General features: G+C 64.6%; 8 protein-coding genes. 2 read left to right on the top strand and 6 right to left on the bottom strand.

Annotation, left to right across the window (positions count from 1 at the left end; genetic code table 11):
* Window positions 1-52: 52 nt before the first annotated feature.
* The 6 genes from asnA to crcB all read right to left on the bottom strand — a co-directional run bounded on the left by asnA (window position 53) and on the right by crcB (window position 4544).
* A complete protein-coding gene (gene asnA, locus HMPREF1546_RS15735; RefSeq protein WP_021751470.1) occupies window positions 53-1060 on the bottom strand; it encodes an aspartate--ammonia ligase in 1008 nt (335 codons plus the stop codon).
* A gap of 33 nt (window positions 1061-1093) precedes the next feature.
* Window positions 1094-1720, bottom strand: a complete 627-nt coding sequence (locus tag HMPREF1546_RS15730) for a stage II sporulation protein M (protein ID WP_021751469.1) — start codon at window positions 1718-1720, stop codon at window positions 1094-1096.
* Window positions 1717-3207, bottom strand: coding sequence for a glutamate--tRNA ligase (gene gltX, locus HMPREF1546_RS15725; protein WP_021751468.1), 1491 nt, complete (start codon window positions 3205-3207; stop codon window positions 1717-1719). Before gltX ends, HMPREF1546_RS15730 begins: the two co-directional genes overlap by 4 nt.
* Before the next feature lie 70 nt (window positions 3208-3277).
* The gene (locus tag HMPREF1546_RS15720; RefSeq protein WP_021751467.1) at window positions 3278-3778 is read right to left on the bottom strand and encodes a GNAT family N-acetyltransferase; all 501 of its coding nucleotides are present in this window, start codon (window positions 3776-3778) and stop codon (window positions 3278-3280) included.
* Window positions 3779-3853: 75 nt separating this feature from the next.
* The gene (gene rpmB, locus HMPREF1546_RS15715; RefSeq protein WP_021752119.1) at window positions 3854-4042 is read right to left on the bottom strand and encodes a 50S ribosomal protein L28; all 189 of its coding nucleotides are present in this window, start codon (window positions 4040-4042) and stop codon (window positions 3854-3856) included.
* A 136-nt stretch (window positions 4043-4178) separates the two neighbouring features.
* The gene (gene crcB / locus HMPREF1546_RS15710; protein WP_036631394.1) at window positions 4179-4544 is read right to left on the bottom strand and encodes a fluoride efflux transporter CrcB; all 366 of its coding nucleotides are present in this window, start codon (window positions 4542-4544) and stop codon (window positions 4179-4181) included.
* 309 nt (window positions 4545-4853) lie between these two features.
* Here crcB and hprK point away from each other — a divergent pair, with 309 nt between their 5' ends.
* Complete coding sequence (gene hprK / locus HMPREF1546_RS15705) at window positions 4854-5795, top strand: HPr(Ser) kinase/phosphatase (protein WP_036631391.1); 942 nt, start codon at window positions 4854-4856, stop codon at window positions 5793-5795.
* Window positions 5792-6097, top strand: a 306-nt coding sequence (locus HMPREF1546_RS15700; protein ID WP_021751463.1) for an ROK family protein, incomplete at its 3' end; no start/stop codon positions are given. The genes hprK and HMPREF1546_RS15700, both read left to right, overlap by 4 nt.

Genomic DNA, 6097 nt, shown 5'->3' with positions numbered 1-6097 from the left:
ACCCCCCCGCCGTGATCTGCGGCGGGCGGCTTTTCTGTATGGTAACTTTACTTTACAACAGCGTGATACCAGCATCTTCACATGTTTTCATGGTGTCAGCATCCCACAGGCTCACCTGAACCTCGCCAATGTGGCAGGTGCCGATCAGCAACATGCACAGCCGGGACTGGCCAATGCCGCCGCCGATGGACTGGGGCAGCTGACCGTTCAGCAGCATCTTGTGGAAGGGCAGCTCCCGGCGCTGGTTGCAGTTCGCAGCAGTCAGCTGGCGGTCCAGAGCCGCGGCGTCCACCCGGATGCCCATGGAGGACAGCTCGAAGCTCCGCTCCAGAATGGGGTTCCACATGAGGATATCGCCGTTCAGCTCCCAATCGTCGTAGTCGGGAGCGCGGCCGTCATGGCGCTTGCCGGAGGCTAGGGTCTTGCCGATCTGCATCAGAAACACGGTGTGATGCTTGCGGCAGATCTCCACCTCCCGCTCGTTGGGCGTCAGGTCGGGATAGCGGTCCTCCAGCTCCTGGGTGGTGATGAAGTACACGTCCCGGTCCGGCTTGAAGGTCAGGGCAGGGAAGGCGTTGCGCAGGGCAGCGGAGGTGTCGCAGATGGCGCCCACGATGTCGCGCACCGTCTCCTTCAGGTACAGCACGTTCCGGTCTTTGGGAGAGATATGCTTCTCCCAGTCCCACTGGTCCACATAGATGGAGTGGAGGTTGTCCACCTCCTCGTCCCGCCGGATGGCGTTCATGTTGGTGTAGAGGCCCGTTCCCTCGGGGAACTCGTACCGCTTCAGGGCCAGGCGCTTCCATTTGGCCAGGGAGTGGACCACCTGGCCGTCGGTGCCCACATCGGGGATGTCAAAGGAGACAGGGCGCTCCACGCCGTTCAGGTCATCGTTCAGGCCGGTGCGGCCGTCCACGAACAGGGGGGCGGAGACCCGGTGCAGGTTCAGGCGCACACAAAGGCTGTGCTGAAACTCCTGGTGGATCAGCTCGATGGCCCGCTGGAGCTCGTTGTTGCTGAGGGGCATCCGGTAGCCGGAGGGGATGGTGGTTTTACTCATAGTCGGAAATGCATCCTTTCTGTGGATTGTGATTCAGAGGAACAGCCCCGCGGCGAGGGGCGTCACGTAGGCCTCCGTCAGCGCCGCCAGGATCAGCAGCGGCAGCAGAAGGAAGACCAGCAGCCGGGCCGCCAGCCCCAGGCACGCGCCCAGAGGAAGGGCGGCCGGATCGCGGCGGCAGCGGCGGGTCAGGTGCCCGCAGATGTACAGCCCCATGGAAAAGGCCAGGATCAAGGCGGGCAGCTCGAAAATCCCGTGGGGCAGCAGGCTGGCGGCATACAGCAGCATGGTGGTGTCCGTGGCGGCATAGCAGGCGGCGAGGCCGCCCAGCAGCACCGCGTTCACGCCCAGCGCCAGGGCCGGGAGACGCACAAAGGGGATCAGCCCATAGAGCATGGTGACGGCACAGGCCCGCAGATTGTTGGCCAGCAGCAGAAGCGGGGAGAGGTTCCCGGCCCCGTCCGTCAGGTCCATGCCCTGGAACAGGTGCTGGAGATAGGCGGAAAAGCCGAGCCGCAGCTCCGGCACCGCCAGACACACGCCGAAGGCCAGGAAGACCAGCAGGAAAAAGGCGATGGCGGCGCGCCGGACCTCGGCCTCATATCCGTTCCGCCAGGCCCGGAGCACCGGGGCGAACTGGGCCGCCAGAAACCGCCTCATGCCCGGAGCTTGTCCAGGCCCAGCCGCAGGCGGCGCAGGGTCTCATCCTTACCAAGGATGTGGCAGATCTCCACGGCGCCGCCGGGGGTCACCAGCTTGCCGGCCGCGGCGATCCGCACCGGCCACATGAGGGTGGCGTTCTTCACGCCCAGGTGTTCCGCCAGGGCGATCAGGGTGTCGTGGACTGCGTCCGCCGTCCAGTCGCCGATGCCCTCCAGGGCGGGGATGGCGGCCTCCAGCATGGCCTGGGAGACCTCGGGATTCGTCTTGGATTTCTTGTTGGTGAAGCACTCCACGCCGTAGTCCGGCAGCTGGTCGAAGAAATCCACCTTCTCCGGGATCTCGGTCAGCTTCTCACAGCGGGCCTGGAGCAGGGCGGCCACGGCACTCACATCGATGACGGGGTTCTTCACGGCCTCACGGATATAGGGCTCCGCCGCTTTGGCGAAGTCCTCCGGCGCCATGGCGCGGAGATACGTGGCGTTGAAGTACGTGAGCTTGTCGATGTCAAAAATGGCGGGGGACTTGGAGATACCGGCGATATCGAAGGCCTCCACCAGCTCGCTGAGGGAGAAGATCTCCTGCTCGCTGCGCTCGCCCTTGGGGGCCCAGCCCAGCAGAGCCACATAGTTCAAAATGGCCTCCGTCAGATAACCCTGGGCCTTCAGGTCCTCGTAGGAAGGGTCCCCGTGGCGCTTGGACATCTTGTTGTGCTGGTCCCGCATAACGGGGGAGCAGTGGACGTAGGTGGGGATGTCCCAGCCGAAGGCCTCGTACAGCAGATTGTACTTGGGGGCGGAGCTGAGGTACTCGCTGCCCCGTACCACGTGGGTGATGCCCATCAGGTGGTCGTCCACCACATTGGCGAAGTTGTAGGTGGGCAGGCCGTCCCGCTTCAGCAGCACCTGGTCGTCCAGGGTCTTGTTCTCCACGGTGATGTCGCCGAAGGACACGTCGTGGAAGGTGGTGGTGCCCTCGTGGGGGATCCGCTGGCGGATCACATAGGGCTCGCCGGCCTCCACACGCTGTCGGGCCTCCTCCGGGGACAGATCCCGGCAGGGATCGTCGGCGCGGTCAAAGTCACCGGCGTCCTCCTCGGATGCGGCCTTCTCGCAGAAGCAGTAGTAGGCGGCGCCCTTTTCCACCAGCAGGTGGGCGTAGGGCTGATACAGGTCCCGGCGCTCCGACTGGATATAGGGGCCCACGGGGCCGCCTACGTCGGGGCCCTCGTCATGGGTCAGGCCGCACTCCGCCATGGTGCGGTAGATGACGTCCGTGGCGCCCTCCACCAGGCGGCCCTGGTCGGTGTCCTCGATCCGCAGGATGAACGTGCCGCCGGCGTGCCGGGCGATGAGCCAGGTGTACAGGGCCGTCCGCAGATTGCCCACGTGCATATAGCCGGTGGGAGAGGGGGCGAACCGGGTGCGGACCTTCCCCTTGGGGATGCGGGCCTCCATCTCCTGGAAAAAGCTCTGATCCAATGCCATGCAAATACCTCCATATCGGGTAAATTACAAAAAATAACAACGTACATTATCCCCTGAAACCCTTGGAATGTCAAGGGCTGATTCTGTCCGGCGGCACACGGGCGCCGGACGCGGGGGGCAGGGTGGGGGCGGTATACATCCGCTCCGGGAGATGGTCGTCCCCGGTGACCATGGTCAGAAACGTCCAGCCGTACCGCTCGTAAAAGGCGGTGTGGTCCGTCACCAGGTAGAGCCGGGGGATCCCCATGGCGCCCAGGTCCCGCCGGATGAAGTCCAGCAGGCGCCCGGCGGTCCCGCGGCCCCGCCAGGGGGGCTCCACAAACAGGGCGCAGAGATTGGGCGTCAGGTCCTTCCGGTCGTGGAAGTCGTTTGCGATGACGCCGGCCCCGGCCAGCAGGCGACCGCCGTCCCGGACCACGTACCACTGGGGAACCGGCGCCTTCCGGCGGAGGCACTGCTCCATGCTCTCCCGGTAGGACTCCGCCGGGATTCCCCAGCGGCGGCTGAACCAGACGGCGGCCGCGTCCGCCAGGACGGGCGCGTCCCGCAGGGGGAGAATGGGCTGTTCCATACGGCTCCTTTCTGAGACTGCGAATATACAGCAAAAAATCCCGAACCGGGTGGTTCGGGATTTCGTTTGTCCATGTCAGACCGCTCTGGTGACCTTGCCGGAACGCATACACCGGGTACAAACATACACATGGCGGGGAGAGCCGTCGACAATTGCCTTCACACGCTTCACATTGGGCTTCCACATCCGATTGGAACGCCGATGAGAGTGAGAGACCTTGATGCCGAACGTAACGCCCTTATCGCAGAACTCGCACTTAGCCATCCGTTGCACCTCCTTGCTGTTGCGTACTTCCATGCCATCTGCAGGCACAACTGGTATCATAACAGAAAAGTTTTGAAAATGCAAGTAAAATTTTCAAAAAAACACAAGCTTTTTTCAACTGTACGCCAAGGGGGCGTCAGCGCACCGCCGCTTCCCCGGCAAATACCGCCGCAACGCCGAGGATCAGGCTTGCCGCCGCATAGAGCAGGGCCGCCGCCGTGCGCCCGCTTTGCAGAAGATCTCCGGTTTCCAGGGCAAAAGAGGAGAAGGTGGTGAAGCCCCCGCACACCCCTGCCTTCAGGAAGAGCACCAGCCTGGGGTCGGGGGCGGCCCGCTTCAGGGCCAGCGCCGTGACGGCGCCGATGAGAAAGGAGCCGATCAGGTTGATGGCAAGCGTCCGGACGGGAAAGCCCCAGTCCCTTCCCAGTGGAATCTGCCCAGCCAGATAACGGCACACGGACCCCAGGAATCCCCCAAGCCCCACGGCAATACAGTTCAGCATGGACGCCACGCTCCTTTTCATGTCATCTGTGGAAATACCACCGGCCGCACCTATGGTAACACAACCGGCGGCCGGAGGCAAGAGCCCGCCCCGCTCCGACAGACCGGCCGGATTCGGCCGCGGGCACAGGGCCCGACCGGGAAACCGGCGGCTGGGTGTTGCGCAAGCGGTGAGATTCATATATAATAGAGTTACTTCCGCACACCGGAGCGCGGGTGCGGCGATCCATCCACCGCGCCGGGCGTGGGCCCGGCCTGGGAGAAAACCGGCGTCCCAGTCCCGGGCGCCGCAAGAAAAGGGGAGGACACGATGCAAGAACATGGCCTGAAGATCTCGGAGCTGGTCACCCTCTTCAATCTGGAGGTGCTGAACAGGGGCAGCGACTATGACACGGCGCTGCTCACTATCACGGACGTGAACCGTCCCGGCCTCCAGTTTCATAGCTTCTACGACTACTTTGACCCCCGCCGCCTCCAGGTGCTGGGCAAGGCGGAGATCACCTATCTCAAGGGGTTGACGGCGGAGCAGCGGCGCAAGTGCTTCGACGACCTGTTTCTTTACGACATCCCGGCCCTGGTGATCTCCCGGGGGCTGGACTGCTTCCCGGAGTGCCTGGAGAGCGCCCGGGTCCACGAGCGGACGCTGCTGCGGACCGAGGAGACCACCGTGGAGTTCACCAGCCACACCATCGAGTATCTGAACCGGGTGCTGGCGCCCTGCGTCACCCGCCACGGCGTACTGCTGGACATCTCCGGCGAGGGCGTGATGATTACCGGCGACTCCGGCATCGGCAAGAGCGAGTCCGCCATTGAGCTCATCATGCGGGGCCACCGGCTGGTGGCGGATGACGCGGTGGAGATCCGCCGCATCTCCAACCAGCTGATCGGCACTGCGCCGGAGGTGATCCGCCATTATATCGAGCTGCGGGGCATCGGCGTCATCGACGTGCGCCAGCTCTTCGGCATGAGCGCCATCATGGAGGAATCCCGGATCGACCTGGTGGTCCAGTTCGAGCAGTGGGACGAGACGAAGTTTTATGACCGGCTGGGCATTGAGGATCACCACATCGACATCATGGGCGTGGAGATCCCCTGCGTCACCATCCCGGTGCGGCCGGGCCGGAACCTGGCCAGCATCGTGGAGGTGGCGGCCATGAACAACCGCCACCGGCGTTACGGCTTCAACGCCGCCCAGGAGCTGGCCCAGCGGGTGGACCTGCGGGCGGAGCAGGGCAGCCGGAAACAGAAATGAGCAGATTCTTCATCGGCATCGACGTGGGCGGCACCAACCTGAAGGCGGGCCTGACGGACGAGACGGGCCGCCTTCTGGCGGCGGCGCGCCGCCCCCTGGACTTCCGGGGGGCGGAGACCTTTGCGGCGGACCTGGCGGATCTGGCGGCGGAGGTGCTCTCCACCGCCGGAGCGGTGCCCGGGGACGCGGAGGGCGTGGGCATCGGCCTGCCGGGGGCCGTCTCCGGCGGAGAGGTTCTGTACACCACCAACATCCCCCTGGAGCGGACGGATCTGGCGGCCCTGTTCCGCCGGCGGCTGGGC

Origin of the sequence: Oscillibacter sp. KLE 1745, from assembly GCF_000469445.2 — a bacterium.
Lineage (GTDB): Bacteria > Bacillota > Clostridia > Oscillospirales > Oscillospiraceae > Oscillibacter > Oscillibacter welbionis.
Note: the sequence above shows the minus strand (reverse complement) of the source record. Positions and strands in the feature narration are given on the sequence as shown.

Excerpts from the sequence above, each read along its gene's own strand:
- asnA (WP_021751470.1), bottom strand. The coding sequence starts at position 1,060 with ATGAGTAAAACCACCATCCCCTCCGGCTACCGGATGCCCCTCAGCAAC.
- HMPREF1546_RS15730 (WP_021751469.1), bottom strand. The coding sequence starts at position 1,720 with ATGAGGCGGTTTCTGGCGGCCCAGTTCGCCCCGGTGCTCCGGGCCTGG.
- gltX (WP_021751468.1), bottom strand. The coding sequence starts at position 3,207 with ATGGCATTGGATCAGAGCTTTTTCCAGGAGATGGAGGCCCGCATCCCC.
- HMPREF1546_RS15720 (WP_021751467.1), bottom strand. The coding sequence starts at position 3,778 with ATGGAACAGCCCATTCTCCCCCTGCGGGACGCGCCCGTCCTGGCGGAC.
- rpmB (WP_021752119.1), bottom strand. The coding sequence starts at position 4,042 with ATGGCTAAGTGCGAGTTCTGCGATAAGGGCGTTACGTTCGGCATCAAG.
- crcB (WP_036631394.1), bottom strand. The coding sequence starts at position 4,544 with ATGCTGAACTGTATTGCCGTGGGGCTTGGGGGATTCCTGGGGTCCGTG.
- hprK (WP_036631391.1), top strand. The coding sequence starts at position 4,854 with ATGCAAGAACATGGCCTGAAGATCTCGGAGCTGGTCACCCTCTTCAAT.